This is a genomic window from Streptococcus macedonicus ACA-DC 198, from assembly GCA_000283635.1.
In the GTDB taxonomy this organism is placed as follows: Bacteria; Bacillota; Bacilli; order Lactobacillales; family Streptococcaceae; genus Streptococcus; species Streptococcus macedonicus.
Window position 1 is genome coordinate 1654518 of sequence record HE613569.1, and the last position, 16445, is coordinate 1670962.

At 37.5% G+C, this 16445-nt stretch carries 19 protein-coding genes and 1 pseudogene; 5 read left to right on the top strand and 15 right to left on the bottom strand.

Annotated features, from left to right (window positions below; all coding sequences use genetic code 11):
• Positions 1-3: 3 nt before the first annotated feature.
• Positions 4-1851 (bottom strand): potassium transporter KimA, encoded by a 1848-nt coding sequence (gene kimA, locus SMA_RS08275; protein WP_014295130.1) that lies wholly within the window; start codon positions 1849-1851, stop codon positions 4-6.
• A gap of 258 nt (positions 1852-2109) precedes the next feature.
• On the opposite strand from kimA, the gene trkA reads away from it, so the two are divergent.
• Both trkA and SMA_RS08285 read left to right on the top strand, forming a co-directional pair.
• Complete coding sequence (gene trkA / locus SMA_RS08280; protein ID WP_014295131.1) at positions 2110-3513, top strand: Trk system potassium transporter TrkA; 1404 nt, start codon at positions 2110-2112, stop codon at positions 3511-3513.
• A gap of 3 nt (positions 3514-3516) precedes the next feature.
• A complete protein-coding gene (locus SMA_RS08285; RefSeq protein WP_014295132.1) occupies positions 3517-4956 on the top strand; it encodes a TrkH family potassium uptake protein in 1440 nt (479 codons plus the stop codon).
• A 20-nt stretch (positions 4957-4976) separates the two neighbouring features.
• On the opposite strand, the gene yidD is transcribed toward SMA_RS08285, so the two are convergent.
• From yidD to SMA_RS08335, 10 genes are all read right to left on the bottom strand, one after another.
• Positions 4977-5240: a membrane protein insertion efficiency factor YidD gene (gene yidD / locus SMA_RS08290; RefSeq protein WP_014295133.1), complete on the bottom strand. Its 264-nt coding sequence runs from the start codon at positions 5238-5240 to the stop codon at positions 4977-4979.
• The gene (locus SMA_RS08295; RefSeq protein ID WP_014295134.1) at positions 5237-5962 is read right to left on the bottom strand and encodes a pseudouridine synthase; all 726 of its coding nucleotides are present in this window, start codon (positions 5960-5962) and stop codon (positions 5237-5239) included. Before SMA_RS08295 ends, yidD begins: the two co-directional genes overlap by 4 nt.
• Before the next feature lie 81 nt (positions 5963-6043).
• A complete protein-coding gene (gene scpB, locus SMA_RS08300; protein WP_014295135.1) occupies positions 6044-6610 on the bottom strand; it encodes an SMC-Scp complex subunit ScpB in 567 nt (188 codons plus the stop codon).
• Positions 6611-6665: 55 nt separating this feature from the next.
• Positions 6666-7370, bottom strand: coding sequence for a segregation/condensation protein A (locus SMA_RS08305; protein WP_014295136.1), 705 nt, complete (start codon positions 7368-7370; stop codon positions 6666-6668).
• A complete protein-coding gene (gene xerD, locus SMA_RS08310; RefSeq protein WP_014295137.1) occupies positions 7370-8110 on the bottom strand; it encodes a site-specific tyrosine recombinase XerD in 741 nt (246 codons plus the stop codon). The genes SMA_RS08305 and xerD overlap by 1 nt, the downstream gene beginning before the upstream one ends.
• Positions 8103-8570, bottom strand: coding sequence for a cyclic-di-AMP-binding protein CbpB (gene cbpB / locus SMA_RS08315; RefSeq protein ID WP_014295138.1), 468 nt, complete (start codon positions 8568-8570; stop codon positions 8103-8105). The genes xerD and cbpB overlap by 8 nt, the downstream gene beginning before the upstream one ends.
• On the bottom strand, positions 8567-9088 hold the full coding sequence (locus SMA_RS08320; RefSeq protein WP_014295139.1) for a metallophosphoesterase: 522 nt from the start codon (positions 9086-9088) through the stop codon (positions 8567-8569). The genes cbpB and SMA_RS08320 overlap by 4 nt, the downstream gene beginning before the upstream one ends.
• Positions 9070-10086, bottom strand: coding sequence for a nucleoside-triphosphate diphosphatase (locus SMA_RS08325; RefSeq protein ID WP_014295140.1), 1017 nt, complete (start codon positions 10084-10086; stop codon positions 9070-9072). The genes SMA_RS08320 and SMA_RS08325 overlap by 19 nt, the downstream gene beginning before the upstream one ends.
• 17 nt (positions 10087-10103) lie before the next feature.
• Entirely contained in the window at positions 10104-10913 is an 810-nt protein-coding gene (gene racE / locus SMA_RS08330) for a glutamate racemase (RefSeq protein ID WP_014295141.1), read from the bottom strand.
• 174 nt (positions 10914-11087) lie between these two features.
• Positions 11088-11330 carry a YneF family protein gene (locus tag SMA_RS08335; protein ID WP_012962405.1) on the bottom strand — a complete coding sequence of 81 codons (243 nt, stop codon included), beginning with the start codon at positions 11328-11330 and terminating at the stop codon, positions 11088-11090.
• A 70-nt stretch (positions 11331-11400) separates the two neighbouring features.
• On the opposite strand from SMA_RS08335, the pseudogene SMA_RS12220 reads away from it, so the two are divergent.
• Positions 11401-11565: pseudogene (locus tag SMA_RS12220) on the top strand (IS30 family transposase); the annotation flags it as partial.
• Positions 11566-11641: 76 nt separating this feature from the next.
• On the opposite strand, the gene SMA_RS08345 reads toward SMA_RS12220, so the two are convergent.
• The 4 genes from SMA_RS08345 to SMA_RS08360 all read right to left on the bottom strand — a co-directional run bounded on the left by SMA_RS08345 (position 11642) and on the right by SMA_RS08360 (position 15086).
• Positions 11642-12886 (bottom strand): diaminopimelate decarboxylase, encoded by a 1245-nt coding sequence (locus SMA_RS08345; protein ID WP_014295142.1) that lies wholly within the window; start codon positions 12884-12886, stop codon positions 11642-11644.
• Positions 12887-13013: 127 nt separating this feature from the next.
• Positions 13014-13706 (bottom strand): Bax inhibitor-1/YccA family protein, encoded by a 693-nt coding sequence (locus SMA_RS08350; RefSeq protein ID WP_014295143.1) that lies wholly within the window; start codon positions 13704-13706, stop codon positions 13014-13016.
• A 48-nt stretch (positions 13707-13754) separates the two neighbouring features.
• Positions 13755-14258: an HD domain-containing protein gene (locus tag SMA_RS08355; RefSeq protein WP_009854806.1), complete on the bottom strand. Its 504-nt coding sequence runs from the start codon at positions 14256-14258 to the stop codon at positions 13755-13757.
• 87 nt (positions 14259-14345) lie between these two features.
• The gene (locus tag SMA_RS08360; RefSeq protein WP_014295144.1) at positions 14346-15086 is read right to left on the bottom strand and encodes a TrmH family RNA methyltransferase; all 741 of its coding nucleotides are present in this window, start codon (positions 15084-15086) and stop codon (positions 14346-14348) included.
• Between the two features lie 35 nt (positions 15087-15121).
• Between SMA_RS08360 and SMA_RS08365 the strand changes: the two genes are divergently transcribed.
• Positions 15122-15400, top strand: a complete 279-nt coding sequence (locus SMA_RS08365; protein ID WP_014295145.1) for an acylphosphatase — start codon at positions 15122-15124, stop codon at positions 15398-15400.
• An 89-nt stretch (positions 15401-15489) separates the two neighbouring features.
• Positions 15490-16410, top strand: a complete 921-nt coding sequence (yidC, locus tag SMA_RS08370) for a membrane protein insertase YidC (RefSeq protein ID WP_014295146.1) — start codon at positions 15490-15492, stop codon at positions 16408-16410.
• Positions 16411-16445: the final 35 nt, after the last annotated feature.

The following is a 16445-nucleotide window of genomic DNA, read 5'->3' on the forward strand; positions in this document are numbered from 1 at the left end:
GCATTATTTTTTCAAATGATAGGAATAAATTGCGATGATAATATCTTCATACCAGCGTAGGCGAGCAAGTAAGCGCAAGCTCATTTGGTTGTGAAGAATATTTTGCCATCTGTGTTTTGGAATGAATTTTGGAATAATCACTGTCATGGTGTGATTGTTTTTCTTGGCTTCCTGATTCATTTTTTGAACAAATGACATTGTTGGTTTCACAATATCACGATAATTTGATTCGATATTGACAAACGTTACGTCTGGGAAATAGGTCTTGAATTCTTGTTCAATTTCCAAATCTTTTTCACGGGTTTCTAACGTTGAGACGTGCATAGCAACAACGGTTTGACCAATACTTTTGGCATAATTAATGGCACGAATACTTGCTTGTGTGATATTCCCAACCAAAATCAAAACCGTATTGCCATCGTAATGAATATTTTTGACATCATCTGTTAGACGCAACTGCATGGCAACATTATTATAATGGCTCTTAATCGAATAAAATTGAATCATCAAGACTACGATAATTGGGAAGAATGGCCAGATTTCACCGATTCTAAAAATCAATAAAATCAATATAATCAGATAACAAATGATTGCTCCTAAAATATTAGCAACTGAATGTTTCAAATACCCTTTGCCAAATTTGCGTTTCCAGTGTATGACCATACCAGTTTGTGAAAGTGCAAATGGAATGAAAACACCAATTGTATAAAGTGGGATAAGGCGTTCTGTTGAACCATTGAAAATACAAAGCAAAACAATTGCTCCAACTGCCAAGGTAATAATCCCATTAGAATAGCTTAAACGAGCTCCTTTTTCCATGAAAAGGTGTGGCATGTATTTATTTTTAGCCATGTTAAAAGCCAACATTGGAAAGGCTGAAAAGCCAGTATTGGCTGCCACAGCTAAGATAAGAGCTGTTGACAACTGGAAAATATAGAAAAGTGCATTTCCGATTGCTGAATCGCCAAAGATTTTTTGAGCAATTTGCGCCAAGACAGTCACATGTGCTGACGGCAAAATGCCCAACCAATAGTTCAAGAAAGTGATGCCAGCAAACATAGCCCCTAAAATGATTGACATTATAGCAAGCGTGCCAGCAGCATTTTTTTCCTTAGGCTTTTTGAAAAATGGTACCGCATTTGAAATAGCTTCAACACCAGTAAGGGAAGCCGAACCGCTTGTGAAAGCCCTTAGTAAAAGAATCAAAGATACTCCAGGAACAACTTTACCAACATGTGCTGTTGCACTATAAGCAAGGTGCCCCGTTGCAATTTGAATGCTACCATAACCAATTAAAAAAAGGATACTAACAATGAAAAGATAAACTGGAATCATCAGAGATGTCGCTGATTCACGCAAACCACGCAAATTCATAAACATCAAAATCAAAACCAATACAATGGAAATTTCCAGATTAAATTCTTTAATAGCAGGAAAAGCTGATGTAATTGCATCAGCACCAGATGATACGGATACTGCTACCGTCAACATGTAATCAACCAAAAGACTACCACCAGCTATCAATCCCATACTTGGCGATAGATTTTCAGTTGAAACCATATATGCTCCGCCACCTTTTGGATAGGCGTGAATAACTTGTTGGTAAGATATTGTCAAACTAACTAACAATACCAAAACCAATAATCCAATCGGTAGAGACCACCAAATAGCTGCCGCAGAAATCGTTGTTAAAACTAAGATAACTTGTTCTGGTCCATAGGCAATAGACGAAAGAGCATCGCTCGATAACATCGCTAACGCTTGTGACTTAGACAATAAATGTTCTTCATCAGACTCGCCAGCTGATTTTAATGGATTACCGATAAAAACATTTCTTAACTTTTCAAGCATTGAAATTCTCCCTAAAATTAGATAATGATTTATTATAATTCTCCCCTTCTCATTTAGCAAGTATTTTGTAAAAATGTTATATAATTTTAACAATCAATGTTACCTTCTGTGAATTTTTCAAAAATACAGAATCTATCTCAACCATTCTTCTTTAATTAGGAAAACAGCTCTATAAAGAAAGGGGTTACAAATGATTAAATAGCTAGTATTTTTAGAAAAAAAAGTGTATCATGGGATTGATGCATTTCGGAGGTAAGAATGAAAATAATTGTTGTCGGCGGAGGTAAGGTTGGTACCGCGCTTTGTCGCTCTCTTGTTGAAGAAAAACACGATGTTGTCTTAATTGAAGAGAAAGAATCCGTTTTAAAAAACATCACCAAACGTCAAGATATTATGGGGATTGTTGGTAACGGAGCCAATTTTAAAATTCTCGAACAAGCAGATGTTAGCAACTGTGATATCTTTATCGCCCTAACTGCCGAAGATGAAGTCAATATGATTTCTGCTGTTTTGGCTAAAAAGATGGGAGCTAAAGAAACCGTTGTTCGTGTGCGCAATCCAGAATACTCTAACGCCTATTTTAAAGATAAAGACTTTCTTGGCTTCTCACTTGTTGTCAATCCAGAGTTGCTAACAGCTCGCTACATTGCCAACTCAGTTGATTTTCCAAATGCACTTTCCGTAGAACACTTTGTCAACGGTCGCGTCATGTTAATGGAATTTATGATTGCTGACGGCAGTAAGCTTTGTCAAATGACACTTAGCCAATTCCGAAAGAAATTTGGCAATATTGTCATCTGTGCCATTGAACGCCAAGGTAAGCTGATTATTCCAGATGGTGATGCCGTTCTCAAAACGGGAGATAAGATTTTTGTCACAGGAAATCGTGTGGAAATGATTCTCTTCCACAACTTTGTCAAAACCAAAATCATTAAAAATCTGATGATTATCGGCGCAGGACGAATCGCATACTATCTCCTCAACATCTTAAAACATACAAGAATCAATCTTAAAGTGATTGAAAACAATCAGGAACGTGCTGAACTATTTAGCCAAGAGTTTCCTGATGTACATGTTGTTCAAGGTGATGGTACTGCCAAAAATGTGTTATTGGAAGAAAGTGTTGAAAACTTTGATGCTGTTGCTACCTTGACAGGGGTTGACGAAGAAAATATTATCACTTCAATGTTCCTTGAGACCTTGGGAGTGCAAAAAAATATTACCAAAGTCAACCGTACAAGTTTGCTTGAGATTATTGATACCAGTCAATTCTCAAGTATTGTCACACCAAAAAGTATCGCTGTTGATACCATGATGCACTTCATTCGCGGACGTGTTAATGCACAAGATTCAAACCTTGATGCCATGATGCACTTCATTCGCGGACGTGTTAATGCACAAGATTCAAACCTTGATGCCATGCACCACATTGCCAACGGACGCATTGAATCCTTGCAATTTGAAATTCGTGAATCCAATAAAATGGCTGGTAAGAGCTTATCATTATTGAAATTCAGAGATAATATTTTGATTGCTGCCATCATCCGCAAAGGAAAAACAATCTATCCTACAGGTGAAGATGTTCTACAAGTTGGTGATAAAATTGTCGTTGTTACCTTCTTGAAAAACATCACACGCATTTATGATTTGTTAGCGAGGTAAGTTATGAATAGAAGTATGGTTCGTTACCTCCTTTCAAAATTACTCTTAATTGAAGCGGCGCTTCTACTTGTACCAATGTTGGTCGCCATTATTTATAGTGAGCCATTGCGTGTGCTCAACAGTATTGGCATTACAATTGGTATCCTTCTTATTCTTGGTTTGCTGGGTTCTGCTTTCAAGCCTAAAAATTACCACATTTATACCAAAGAAGGGTTATTGATTGTCGCTCTCTGTTGGATACTCTGGTCTTTCTTTGGAGCACTGCCTTTTGTCTTATCTGGGCAAATTCCAAGCATCATCGATGCCTTCTTTGAAATGAGCTCAGGATTTACAACAACGGGAGCAACCATTTTACCTGATGTCAGCGTCTTAACGCACTCACTTCTTTTTTGGCGAAGTTTCGCCCACTTAATCGGTGGTATGGGAGTGCTTATTTTCGCGCTAGCCATTATGGAAAATAGTAAAAATAGCCACCTCGAAGTCATGCGAGCTGAAGTCCCTGGACCTGTTTTTGGTAAATTGGTTTCCAAATTAAAAGAAACGGCACAGATTTTATACATTATTTACCTGACAATGTTCGTTGTACTTGCTATTATTTTAAAAATAGCTAGCATGCCAATATATGATAGTATCGTTACAGCCATGGGCTGTGCAGGTACTGGTGGCTTCGCTGTTTATAATGATTCGATTGCTCACTATAACAGCTCACTCATTACCAATATTGTCTCTGTTGCTGTTCTTCTTTTCGGAATCAACTTCAACTTGTATTATTTCCTACTCCTTCGTAAATTCAAAGCATTCTTTAAAGATGAAGAACTAAGAACATATATCGGCATCATTGTCATTTCTACGGCGCTTATTTGGCTCAATGTTAGTGGGCTATATGCAAGTGCTGGTAAAGGATTGGAAAATGCACTATTTGAAGTTACTAATGTAATTACGACAACAGGATTCGGAATTACTGATTTAACCGTCTGGCCGCTCTTTTCTCAAGTTATCTTGCTCATTCTGATGGTTATCGGCGGTTCGGCTGGTTCTACAGCTGGTGGGCTCAAAGTTATGCGAGCATTGATTTTAACCAAAATCTCAAGAAATCAAGTTTTATCAACGCTTTACCCTAATCGCATTATGACTCTCCATGTCAATTATCAACCACTTGACAAAGAAACGCAACGTGGTGTCTTGAAGTATTTTTCACTCTACATCACACTGTTGGTTGGACTGATTTTAATCTTATCGTTAGATAGTAATAACTTTATGGTCGTTGTCAGCGCCGCTGCTTCAACCTTCAATAATATCGGACCAATGCTTGGTACTAGTGACACATTTGCTATCTTTAGCCCATTTTCAAAATTAATCATGTCTTTTGCTATGATTGCCGGGCGTTTGGAAATTTACCCAATGTTACTACTCTTCATTCCAAAAACTTGGTCAAAATATTAAATAACGAAAAGAGGAAAGCCTTAGCCTTCCTCTTTCTTTGTGCGAAAATCTTTATTGCGTCGAAGCGTAAAATAGTCTGGAACTGGGTCATCGCCACCTGTCACAAATGGATGACAACGTATAATACGTGCAATTCCCATTAAAATACCTTTTAAACCATGCTTTTCAATCGCGCCAATCATGTAATTAGAACACGTTGGGCGATAGCGACATGACGGCGGTGACATGGGTGAAATCCGTTTTTGATACCATTTCACAAGAGCAATAAGACTTTTTTTCATCATTTTTGTTTATTGACAGCCAGATTGTGCAATTGACTGATTTCCTTTTTGTTGAGACGACGTGATTCGCCTGGACGAAGTCCTACCAAATCAAGCGTTCCAAACTGTGTACGAGACAATTTATCCACCAAAAGTCCAACAGATTCAAACATTTTCTTGACTTGGTGATTGCGTCCTTCGTGGATAGTTAACTCAACGACTGAACGATTTTTTTCAGGGTCAACCTTGACAATATTGTAGCGTGCTGGTTTTGTCTTTTTACCATCAATCACCACACCACGTGTCAATGGGCGTAAGTTTTCCTTCGTTGCAATACCTTTAACACGCGCCAAATAGACTTTGTCAATTTCATTACGTGGGTGAATCATTTCATCTGTAAAATCACCATCATTAGTCAAAATCAAAAGCCCAGTTGTATCCCAGTCCAAACGTCCAACAGGATAAATGCGTTCGGTAACATTTGGCAGCAAGTCAACAACTGTTTTACGACCTTTTTCATCTGAAACACTTGAAATGACACCACGAGGCTTATTAAGAAGATAATAAACCTTTTCTTCATTATAAATCGGTGAGCCCTCAACCTCAACAACATCACCAGATTTGACCGTTGTTGCCAGTTCTGTAACCACCTTACCATTAATCGTTACCAAGCCTTTTTTGATAAGCTCCTCAGCTTTTCGACGACTAGCAACCCCCGCATGGGCAATATATTTATTAATTCTCATTCTCTTTCCTTTACTACATGCTATAAAATACCAATTGACTTTATGGTTATTTTACAGTATTTCGTTATTTTTAGCGACTGTCTAACCTTCTTCAGGCAAGCCAGAATTATCAAAAAGGGTCATTTCCTCATCGACCAACTCAATATTGGAAACGTCGATTAATTCACTCAAGTCGTTAATGCCCATGAAATCTAAGAAATAATCAGTTGTCGCATATAGATTTGGACGACCAATAACTTCTTTTTTCCCTGCTTCTGTAATCAGTCCTAAAGTCATTAGTTTGCTAATAGCGCTGCTTGAATTCACCCCACGAATATCATCAACTTCAATACGTGTAATAGGTTGCTTATAAGCAATAATGGACAGAACTTCTAAACTCGCACGCGATAAACTTTGGTTGACAGGTGTCTTAGCAAACTCTCGTAGTAAGTCAGCAAAGATTTCCTTCGTTACAATTTTATAATTACCTGCGGTTTTAATCATACAGAGACTTGATGTCTCATCTGTTTCATATTTTTGGGCTAATTTTTCCAATTGTTGTTGGAGAGCTGTCGGGGTTAAATTAACCATACTAGCCAAATGTCGCAAGCTCAATCCCTCTTCACCTGCCACAAAAAGGAGGGCTTCAATCTGAGCTAAATAGTTCATGTAACTTCCTTTCTTAATCCTCTTTTGCTAAATGCCTTCTACAAGATTTGACAGCTTAGCTAACACTACGTAAAACAATGTCACCAAAATTTTCTTCTTGTTCAACCTCAACTTCGTGAACTTTGATTAATTCCAAAGTTGCCAAAAAAATGGTAATCATTTCAGGAAGTGTCTGGCATTCACGAAAAACGGTTGTCAACACTAGTTTTTTTGTCGCATTAAGACGTTCCACAATGATTGTCATCATGTCCTCAATGCGGTAATCATCACGTTCGATAACTGTATTGCTATTTTTTAATTCTTTTTGTTTTTCAGCCATGACATGTGAAAACGATAAGAACAAATCCATGACCGTCTTATCGTGTGTTAACACAGCATCTTCAAAAATTAATTCTTGCTTTGGTTTTGAATAGAATTTAGCACGTTCGTCGTGCTGCGCTGACAGTTCCTCACTAATCGTTTTAAAGCGGCGATATTCCTCAATTTGGGTCAGCAATTCTTGTTCAGGATCGTTTTCTTCTGACTCTGCCTCGACAACTTTTGGCAAAAGCTTACGGCTTTTAATAAACATCAGCTGACTTGCCATAACCATATATTCACCAGCCACTTCTAATTTCCTGGCTTGCAAGGTTGAAATATAAGCCAAATATTGCTCAATAACTTCTACAATTGGCACATCATAAATATCCATTTGGTATTTTGAAACCAAGTGCAAAAGCAAATCCAGAGGCCCTTCAAAATCTTTTAACTTAATATCCATTATTTATAAAATTTCTCTAAAGTCACTGGACTTTTAAGGCCCAGATTACGACTAACCTCCAATATTGATTTACCTGCTGCTTTTTGATGCAAAATGTATTGCTGGCGAATTGCCTGCGCAGATAAGTAATCTAAATCCAAGGTTGCTAAAAATGATTTTAGTTGATTGAAAAACCATTGACGTGAATAAGTTTTCCCTTGATTGTCAAAAAGATAAAGCTGATTCTCTGAAGAACTTGCTGCTACATAAAGCAATAATTTTTCAGGAAGCTCTAAAACCCTCACTAAACCTGCTCTTTGCACGCGCAAAACAGCAAAATTCAAATCAAAATCAGCAACTTTTAACTGTTGAATATCACTTGGTGATAAACCAAGTTCAATCATCAAAAGCGCAATTAGCTGCCCTGCTTGACAATTCGTTTCTTGATAAAAAGAACTATAATCCAAAAGCGCCAGCTCAACTGGTTTTGTTGTTATTTTCTCTTTATTACTCAACTTGTAAAAATGGTTCAGTCGGTCTGTTTCATATAAGAAATACAGAAACTGATTGACCGCTGAAATTTTTCGTTTTTTAGCCGAAGCTCTTAAAGGCGACAAAGAGTGTTCATACAATGCCAGCTTTTCTTTGTTAACTTTGCCATCAATAGCTTCAATGAATTGTTGCAAATCATAAAAATAGGCATTCTTTGTATTTTCAGATAAGGGCTTGCTATCAATAAAATCTTGAATAAAATCAATCATCTTTCGGAGTAATCGTGTAATAATCAGTGAAATCGTGTAAAAGGCTATTCACCGCCTTTAGAATCGATTTACGAGTGATAATGCCCAAAAACTGGTCATTTTTATTTAAAACAGGTAGAAATGGGTAATCTACCAAAAGGTGCATAATATCCGTCAAATCCGACGTTTCACTAATCGTTTCCATTTTAGTATTTACCATTTTACCAATATCTATTTGAGCTAGTTCCCAGTCTGTCAGCTGATTTTTAGCTTGATAAGACATAATATCCGCAATACTAATGGTTCCAACATATTTTTTATCTTTGGTAATAACTGGAACACGCGAATAACCATTGTTAGCTAATAAAAGCATGGCATGGTCGGTATTATGAGTATCAATAAAAATAGCTAAATCCTCTGCTGGAATCAAATAATGTTCCAAATGACTGAGAAGAAACTCTTCAAATTCTTTTGCTATCATCTATCAAATTCCTTAGAAAGTGCAGGAAAAAGGTCGTGATTACGTGTGTAATAATTTACCTTAATCTTATCATCAGTAATGTCAACTTTGGCATAGAGTTTTTCTTTCACATCACCACGTGGTTGTAAAACACTACCTGAGTTGATAAAGATTGTTTTGCCATTGCGCCAAGCTGCTGGACGATGTAGATGACCATAAAGGCAAATATTAGCATTCGCTTCTTGGGCAAATAAATCCAATCTATCCCACGTAAAATTAATATTATAAAGATGACCGTGTGTTTGTGCCACAACAACATCACCGAGATAAGTGATTAATCTTTCAGGATAACCATTGTCATAATCGCAGTTGCCACGAACCACCTTGATACCTTCCCAAATCGTGTCCGAACTTGGCAATTCAGAATCACCATTGTGGAAAATAGCATCTACTTCCCCTTGGTATTTTGTCTTAATATCATTGATAATCTCACGGTCACCATGAGAGTCACTCATTACAATTATTGTTTTGTTTGCCATACTGGGAATGCCTCCATTAATTTCTTAACAGCCAATCCTCTGTGCGAAATATCATTTTTTTCTTCAGCAGTCAATTCAGCTGCGTGACGTCCAGTTTCACCGACCATAAACAATGGGTCATAGCCAAAGCCGTTATCGCCTTTTGCTTCCATTGCAATGTATCCTGGCCAGTCAGCTTCAACAACTAAACTGTCTTTGTCTGGTGCTGCAACCACCAAAGTAGTATGGAATTGTGCAGAACGCTCTTTATGGTCAAATACCATAGCCAACTCATGAAGTAATTTGGCATTATTTGATTCGTCAGTCGCATCTGGTCCAGAAAAACGAGCTGACCAAACCCCAGGAAGTCCACCAAGAGCATCAACTTTCAATCCTGAATCATCTGCCAAGACCATTTTCCCTGTCAATTTTGAAATGGTTTCAGCTTTCAAACGTGCATTTTCCTCAAAAGTCATGCCAGTTTCTTCAACTTCTGGTAAATCAGGATAATCATTAAGATTTTCAACCTTGATACCGATTTTTTCAAACATCTTACGGAATTCTTTGGTCTTGCCTTCATTACGTGTTGCAATCAAAATCGTATCACCAAAGGCAGTTTCAGAAGTTTGTCCAAAGAAAGCCGATGCTTCAACACCGTTTTCTGGCAAATGAACCAAGAGCAATTGTTCAGCTTCCGTAACAATCACTGCTCCCGCACGTTGTGTCACTTCAAGCTTGCGATTTGTTTCTTGATTAATTATATCAGCGACAAAACGAATCAATTGAAAATCTGATGATTTTTTCACAACAGTCACATTATAACCATTTCTATCATCGGAATGACAATCTCCGTGGCAATTACCGTAACACTTGCTTGTGTTCAATTTAGCCACTTTTAAACTCAATTCAGAAAGGGCATCATTACTAATGTTTCCTAAACCTGAAATGGTGTTAAATCCGCCCCATTCACCAAGGAACCAATTTTCAGCATCTCTATACTCATAAATTTTATCAGTCATTTATTACAATCCTATTTCTATTTGTTCAGCTTTTTCAAATCAACGTGTTGCACATCAATATCTTTAGCAAGCCAATTCACAGCAATTTCTTTGAAACTCTGGCTACTTGCTGTTGTGTAAAACGCATGTGTCACGTCATCTTGTGTGCGACTGCGATTAATTTCAAAGTAGTTTAACAAAACCGATACATCACGAATACATTCAGCCCCACTATCAATAAGTTTGACATTCGGTCCCATTACGTTTTGAATAATCGGATGAAGCAAAGGATAGTGTGTACATCCGAGCACTAATGTATCGACTTTACCAACAAGCGGTGCTAACGTTTCATAAACAACTTTTTTAGCAACACTTGAAGTCATTTCGTTAGATTCTACAAGAGGAGCAAATTTAGGACAAGAGAGGCTTGTAACGTTCATTTGCGGTGCCAATGATTTTATTTTTTGATGATAAATATCCGACTTGATTGTCATCGGCGTTCCAATCACACCGATTTTTCCATTACGAGTTGATTTAATGGCTGCGCTAGAACCTGGCAAAATAACTCCCAAAACAGGAATATCCAGCTTTTCCTTAACTTCTTCCCAAGCGACTGCTGTTGCGGTATTGCAAGCAAATACAATCATCTTAACATTTTGTGTCAAGAGAAAATTAACCAATTCCCAAGTGTATTCGCGGATCTGTTCAGCAGGTCTAGGACCGTACGGCGCTCTAGCCGAATCTCCAATATATACAATTTCTTCATGTGGCAGCTGACGCATTAACTCACGTACAACTGTTAATCCACCAACTCCAGAATCTAAAAAACCAATTGGTCTATTATCCATAGAATCTTCTTTCTAATCATGGACTTAGAAAAAACTCAGTTGGTGAGCCAACTGAGTCATTCATTTCTGAGCTCTGTGCTCGAAAATCTTAGCCAAAAGAGACTGACTTTTTGGAATATCAACGACACCAATCACAGCAATTGACAATTATTTTTTCAAACCAAAGATTAAAGATTATTTTTTAGCTTTTGCTGCAGCTGCTTTTGATTGTTTGATAATGTTACGATAAGTTTGTTGAATCTTAGCTTCGCTAGGTTTTTGACCCATTTGGCTCATCATTTCACGGATCGCATCAGGCGTCAAACGTGGGTGTTCACCAATTTCCTTTTCAAACTGTTTACGAGCAATAAAAACGCCACCAACAAGGCCACCAAGAAGGGCGACCAAAACTAACAAAATCCAAAGAAATGTTGTCATGAATATTTTTCTCCTAAGTTTTTCTACAACACCCATTATAGCAGAAATAGAAAGAGTTTACAAATTCTTGAATGGCTTATTGCGAGAGTATTTTCCAAAAGGAAGTGACTTAACAGAGGTAGAACACTTAATTATTCAGGAATGGGAAGATAAATTAAACAATAGACCACGAAAATGTCTAAACTGGAAAACACCTTATGAAGTTTTTTATGGGATAAATGTACACTTAATTTGACAATTCGCCACTAAAAAACACCCGCTTTATGTCAATCAATACTTTGATTGCACAAGTGAGTGCTTTATGGTGTTATTTAGTTATTAAAATCAAATCCTTTGATAGTTGCGAAGTAATCTTCTGGTGTTTCTGCACGGCGGATTAAGCGAGCACTACCGTCTTCTTGATAAAGGATTTCAGCCGAGCGTAGGCGACCATTGTATTGATACCCCATTGAAAAACCATGCGCACCAGTATCATGAATCACAAGCGTATCACCAACACGCGCTTCTGGCAGTTCACGCTGTTTCGCAAATTTATCATTGTTTTCACAAAGTGATCCGACAACATCAACCACTTCAAGTTTGCCATTAGGATTAGACACATTAGTGATATGATGATAAGCATCATACATAATAGGGCGCATCAGGTTAACTGCTGACGCATCAACCCCAATATAAGTTCGATAAGTTTGTTTACGATGACGAACTTTGGTTACAAGTAAACCATGCGGTGCCAACATAAAGCGACCAAGTTCGGTGAAGATTTTAACATCACCAAGTCCAGCTGGAATCAATACCTCATCAAAGACACGATGAACGCCTTTACCAATCACAGCAATGTCATTTGGTTCTTGTTCGGGACGATAGTTGACCCCAATACCACCAGACAAATTGATAAAGCTGACAGCCACACCTGTTTTTTCTTTAACTTCAACTGCCAATTCAAACAATTGACGCGCCAATTCAGGATAGTAATCATTTGTGACTGTGTTTGAAGCAAGAAACGAATGAATACCGAAGTTTTTGACGCCTTCTGCCTTCAAATCTTTGAAGCCTTGAATCAATTGGGTTTTAGTCATCCCAAATTTAGATTCTTCGGGATTATCCATAATATCTGTTCCAAGAGCAAAAACACCTCCTGGATTGTAACGAAGCGAGACGGTTTCAGGAAGCCCAGCCACTTCTTTCAAGAAAGCAATATGCTCATAAGCATCAAGATTAATCGTTGCTCCGATTTCTTTAGCATATCTAAATTCACGCGCAGGAGTATCGTTCGATGAAAACATAATATCGGTAAAACCAAGCTTATGACTCATCAATAATTCCACTTCTGTCGCACAATCCACACCACAATTTTCCTCTTGAAGAATCTTCAAAATCGCAGGTGTCGGTGTTGCCTTAACCGCAAAATATTCCTTGAACCCCTTATTCCAAGCAAAAGCTTTGTTTAAGGCACGAGCTTTTTCACGAATACCCTTTTCATCATAAAGGTAAAATGGCGTTGGAAATTCATCAGTAATTTTTTGAAGCTCTTCAGCTGAAATAAAAGGTGTTTTCATATTTATCCCTCGAATTTTCAAAATATTAGGACTATTATAACACAAAGCGCCAAAATCACCAATGGAAATCCCTAAAAATAAAAGAAGCCGATACAGATTTAACTGTACCAGCATTTTCTTATCATACTTAATCGTCACTTCTAAAAATACGAAGCAAACTCAAGAACAAGTTAATAAAATCAAGGTAAAGACTTAATGCCATTGAAATTGCCCAGCCGTCACCAACATTACCTCCAGTGCTCTCATAAACACGTTTAATCATTTGATTATCATAAGCAATCAAACCAGAGAAAATCAAAACTGAAATGATACTAATGATATAACTCATTGTGCCTGAACCAATAAACATATTGACTAAGCTAGCAATAATGATACCAATCAATGCTGCCATAAGTGCCTTAGCCATTCCAGACAAATCTCTTTTAACAAAAGTTCCGATAATAGCCATAACACCAAAGACTAAAGCTGATGAAACAAAGGCTTGAACAACCGTTGTTTGCGTGTATGCCACAATAACAAAACTAAGTGTAAAGCCATTTAATGCCGAATAAAATAGAAACAACGGCAAAGCAGCAGGCGTATTTTTACGAGCAGCATTACTAGCTAAGAAAACCAAAGCAAGCTCTAAAAAGATAGCACCGTAATAAACAAATGGATGGTAAACAATAATATTAACCATATTATCAGTAAACACATATAGCATCAAAAATGATACCAAAGCTGATAACCCTATTCCAACGCCGACCAAACCGTAAATCTTAGCAAAGAAACGATTCAGTGCACTATCTGTCTGTGTGTAAATAACATCGTTATGATTCATGAAATCTCCTCTCTTACCATCATAAAATCCTTCTAAACTCAATCTATTCTAGCGATGATTGCTAGGTAAAATTTTACGACTGTAACGTCTTCTCTTATTAAAACGATTACGAAATGGGGTAATGGCTTCTTTGACAGCCCAATATTTATCTACCATTGTCACGATATAACCTTCTTTATAACGCGGTGGAGCAATCGTTGCTCCCCACATATGTTTCAAGATAATATCTTCCTCACGTTTATTTAGTGTAGTCAATTTTCTGGCATTGCGCACAGCAATTCTCGGATGTACCCAAGCATGACCTTTATTAAATTTCGTTTCTCGCCAATCGTAATAAAAAAAATCGTGTAAAAGTCCTCCACGCGCCGTGGATTTTTCATCCCAACCAAATTTTTTGGCAATCTTGTAGCTCGTATAAGCCACATTAATAGAATGTTCCATACGCGTCGAATAGTGATGCTGTGGAATATTATCTAATTTTTGAAAACGAGGGTGTTGGATAAGATGACCAACAAGCTCCATAAATTCTTTATCTTTTTTATATGCTTCCATACAGAACCACCTTCTTTCACCATAATTATAACATATGACCTTAAATTAGACTGAAAACAAGTTCTCTCTTGCACCACATTTTTCAAATTAAATCAACTGAAAAAGGACAATTCCTGTCGCCACAGCAACATTTAAACTTTCTGCTTGCCCAGGCATCATAATATGTGCCAAAATGTCAGCTTGCTTTGTCATTAACTCTGAAACACCATTTCCTTCATTTCCCATGACAAGCGCAAAATCGCCATTATGCTCAACGGTCTTGTAATCCACAGACTCTTTAGAAAGCGTTGTGGCAATCAGCGGTACATCAAGATTTTGTAGCTTCTGACAAGCCTCATACACATCAGTACGCCAAATCGGTAAATGAAAATGACTCCCCTGCATGGAACGTAGCGTTTTTTGATTGTAAATATCAGCTGATTTTTCTGAAATCAAAACACCGTCCAAACCAGCAGCATCTGCCGTACGAATCATTGTTCCCACATTCCCTGGGTCTTGAACATCTTCCAGTACCAAATATCGCCCTGCTTTTAAATCTGCTAAAGGCAAACTAGGCATAGCAAGTTCAGCAATAATACCCTGCGGTGTCTTAGAATCCGTTAATTCTTTTAAAACCTCAGGCGTTACATACGTTACCATTGAAAAATGGCTAACGCGGTCAACATAGTCCTCAAGAACAAAAATATTTAAAAATTCTGCCCCTGCTTTTTCCGCTTCTTCAAAAAGATGCCAACCTTCAATTAGATAAGAATGGTCACGATACTTTTTTTTCAATATTTTTTTAGTCTTTTTAATGAGATTATTCGATTTTGAGGTTATAATAGTCATAAGAAGATTATAGCATATAAAAGGAGGAAAGTGAGATGAAAAAAGTACGCTTAATTGTCTCAGGGAGTGTTCAAGGTGTCGGATTCCGTTACTCAACTTATGCCCTAGCCCTTGAAATCGGGGATATTTATGGTCGCGTTTGGAATAATGACGATGGCACCGTAGAAATTCTCGCTCAATCCGAGGACTCAGCTAAAATAGCTAAATTCATCCAAGAAATTCGTAAAAGTCCTTCACAATGGTCAAAGGTTACCTATGTTGATGTTAAAATTGCTAATTTCGAAGATTTCACTGATTTTCGCATTGCCAACTAATACACAAAAAAATAAAACCACAGATGTATTGAGAAATTACTCAAAAAACAGTAAAATAGTAGGGTATTATAATAAAAGGAAATAATCTATTGAAAAAGAAACTAAATCGTGTCCTCTTTTCAGGACTCAGCTTATCATTATTGTTCTTACTAACTGGTTGTGTCAGTCGTGATTCAAGTGGTAATCCTACTGGTACTATCTGGCATATTCTTGGTGAACCAATGGCAAAACTTATCCAATATTTTGCTAATAATGTTGGACTTGGCTTTGGTTTAGCCATTATCTTAGTAACTATTATTGTTCGTTGTATTATTCTACCGCTCGGACTTTACCAATCTTGGAAAGCAAGCTATCAATCTGAAAAGATGGCTTACCTTAAACCAATCTTTGAACCAATCAATGAGCGTATTCGTAATGCAACAACACAAGAAGAAAAATTAGCTGCGCAAACAGAATTGATGGCTGCTCAAAAAGAAAATGGCATCAATATGCTTGGCGGTATGGGATGTCTCCCACTTCTTGTCCAAATGCCATTCTTCTCAGCAATGTATTTCGCTGCACAATACACACAAGGTGTCTCTGAAAGTACTTTCTTAGGAATCGACCTTGGTACACGTAGTATCCCTCTGACAGCTGTTATCGCCGTCTTGTACTTCTTCCAATCATGGTTGTCTATGCAAGGGGTCGCTGAAGAACAGCGTGCTGCTATGAAAGGTACGATGTACGTTATGCCACTTATGATGGTGTTCTTCGGTATGAGCATGCCAGCAAGTGTTCTCCTTTATTGGTTAGTCGGTGCTTTCTTCTCAATTATCCAACAATTGATTACTATGGTTATTATCAAACCAAGACTTCGTAAGAAAATTGCTGTTGAATTTGAAAAAAATCCACCAAAAGCTTACAAGTCAAAAGCTCGTAAGGACATAACACCAGCTGCTAACAATGCACAACTTAGCAATAAACCTAAGAAAATCAACCGTAACGCTGGTAAACAAAGTAAACGTAAATAATTAAACCAAAAGAAACAGGAAGTAATAAACTTCCT

Bases quoted from the DNA above. Each gene is read 5' to 3' on its own strand.
- kimA (WP_014295130.1), bottom strand. From the start codon at position 1,851: ATGCTTGAAAAGTTAAGAAATGTTTTTATCGGTAATCCATTAAAATCA.
- trkA (WP_014295131.1), top strand. From the start codon at position 2,110: ATGAAAATAATTGTTGTCGGCGGAGGTAAGGTTGGTACCGCGCTTTGT.
- SMA_RS08285 (WP_014295132.1), top strand. From the start codon at position 3,517: ATGAATAGAAGTATGGTTCGTTACCTCCTTTCAAAATTACTCTTAATT.
- yidD (WP_014295133.1), bottom strand. From the start codon at position 5,240: ATGATGAAAAAAAGTCTTATTGCTCTTGTGAAATGGTATCAAAAACGG.
- SMA_RS08295 (WP_014295134.1), bottom strand. From the start codon at position 5,962: ATGAGAATTAATAAATATATTGCCCATGCGGGGGTTGCTAGTCGTCGA.
- scpB (WP_014295135.1), bottom strand. From the start codon at position 6,610: ATGAACTATTTAGCTCAGATTGAAGCCCTCCTTTTTGTGGCAGGTGAA.
- SMA_RS08305 (WP_014295136.1), bottom strand. From the start codon at position 7,370: ATGGATATTAAGTTAAAAGATTTTGAAGGGCCTCTGGATTTGCTTTTG.
- xerD (WP_014295137.1), bottom strand. From the start codon at position 8,110: ATGATTGATTTTATTCAAGATTTTATTGATAGCAAGCCCTTATCTGAA.
- cbpB (WP_014295138.1), bottom strand. From the start codon at position 8,570: ATGATAGCAAAAGAATTTGAAGAGTTTCTTCTCAGTCATTTGGAACAT.
- SMA_RS08320 (WP_014295139.1), bottom strand. From the start codon at position 9,088: ATGGCAAACAAAACAATAATTGTAATGAGTGACTCTCATGGTGACCGT.
- SMA_RS08325 (WP_014295140.1), bottom strand. From the start codon at position 10,086: ATGACTGATAAAATTTATGAGTATAGAGATGCTGAAAATTGGTTCCTT.
- racE (WP_014295141.1), bottom strand. From the start codon at position 10,913: ATGGATAATAGACCAATTGGTTTTTTAGATTCTGGAGTTGGTGGATTA.
- SMA_RS08335 (WP_012962405.1), bottom strand. From the start codon at position 11,330: ATGACAACATTTCTTTGGATTTTGTTAGTTTTGGTCGCCCTTCTTGGT.
- SMA_RS08345 (WP_014295142.1), bottom strand. From the start codon at position 12,886: ATGAAAACACCTTTTATTTCAGCTGAAGAGCTTCAAAAAATTACTGAT.
- SMA_RS08350 (WP_014295143.1), bottom strand. From the start codon at position 13,706: ATGAATCATAACGATGTTATTTACACACAGACAGATAGTGCACTGAAT.
- SMA_RS08355 (WP_009854806.1), bottom strand. From the start codon at position 14,258: ATGGAAGCATATAAAAAAGATAAAGAATTTATGGAGCTTGTTGGTCAT.
- SMA_RS08360 (WP_014295144.1), bottom strand. From the start codon at position 15,086: ATGACTATTATAACCTCAAAATCGAATAATCTCATTAAAAAGACTAAA.
- SMA_RS08365 (WP_014295145.1), top strand. From the start codon at position 15,122: ATGAAAAAAGTACGCTTAATTGTCTCAGGGAGTGTTCAAGGTGTCGGA.